A 1,285-nucleotide genomic window follows, 5' to 3' on the forward strand; every position below is an offset into this window, starting at 1 on the left:
TGTATGGACCGGGGACATCGCGAACACTTTGTTCGGAGACATAGCGAACAGTTAGCGCAGCGATTTCCCTGATATTACAACCTCGGTCACCCTGTCAATTTGGGCAATACGATGGCTTCCCCAGAAGACATCGTATTGCCCATCCTGACTACCTTCTCGAACCCCCACCCGTTCGCCTACAAACCCTTTTCCCAGTTTCCAAACTTGACCTTGTAAGTAAATCTCACCATTGGCCTGCACTTTTCGTACATTCAGATCACTGCCGTATTCGATCGGGGCCAGCACTTCCTGATACGCCCTTGAGCTGGACGTGTAGCGAGAAGCCGGTACCTGCATGCCGATACCGCCATGCGGGCGCTCGTGGTTGTAGACCTGGCGCCATTCATCCAGCGTGAGCTGCGCAGTGGGCAGGTCGATCAGGCATATCCCCTTGAACACTTCCCTGATCATGCTGCGATGTTGTCTCTCCAGCTTGCCCTGCGTTTGAGGGTGGTAGGGCCGCGAGTGGCTCACCTTTACGCCCTGGCGCATGATCCAGATCTCCAGCCCCGTGTAGCTCTCCGGCTCGTCGCCCCACGGCGCGCCGTTGTCCATCGTCATGCGGTTTGGCAGTCCGTACTGGCGAAACGCATTGATCAGATGGGCCTGAACCGTGCCGCGCTGCTCGTTGCCGCAGGCGGCGATGGTCAAAAGAAAGCGAGAGTGGTCATCCAGCAAGGTCAAAGGATGACAGCGCCCCGAGCGCATGGGCACATGGCCTTTAAAGTCCATTTGCCACAGGTCATTGGGCTGCTCGTGCTCGAATGAGGTGAAGGGCCTGACGAGGCCTGCTTGGGGATCAATACGGTCATTGCGCTTGAGAATGGCATGAACCGTACTGGCTGCAGGCATGGTGCAGCCACGCCGCTCAAGGCAACCCTTGATCTTGCGTGCGCCCCAACCTGTGTGCTCGATATTGAGCGCCAGGATTTGTTGCTCGGGCTCCGGTGCGGTTTGATTGGGCGAGGTGTGGGGGCGACGGGACTGATCTCTCAGCCCGTCGCTACCCTCACATTGGAAACGTTTGAGCCACTTGTAGGCAGTTGTGCGGCCGATATTGAAGTGCTCGCACAATGCTTTAATGTTGGCGCCCTCGGCCAAAGCCAGAGAGACGAATTCAAGACGAAGATCCATGGCGGACATCTCTTTCCAGGACACATCACACCTCCTAAGGGGTCAATGTGTCGTATTAAAAGTGTTCGCGATGTCTCCGAACATTGTGTTCGCTATGTCCCCGGTCCATACA

Annotated in this window: 1 protein-coding gene; it reads right to left on the bottom strand. The window is 56.5% G+C overall.

Annotated elements, in window-relative coordinates:
- Positions 1–51 precede the first annotated feature (51 nt).
- On the bottom strand, positions 52–1,197 hold the full coding sequence (locus GHN92_RS23560) for an IS481 family transposase (RefSeq protein ID WP_133144901.1): 1,146 nt from the start codon (positions 1,195–1,197) through the stop codon (positions 52–54).
- Positions 1,198–1,285: the final 88 nt, after the last annotated feature.

Source organism: Pseudomonas sp. FSL R10-2964, assembly GCF_009600035.1.
In the GTDB taxonomy this organism is placed as follows: domain Bacteria; phylum Pseudomonadota; class Gammaproteobacteria; order Pseudomonadales; family Pseudomonadaceae; genus Aquipseudomonas; species Aquipseudomonas bubulae.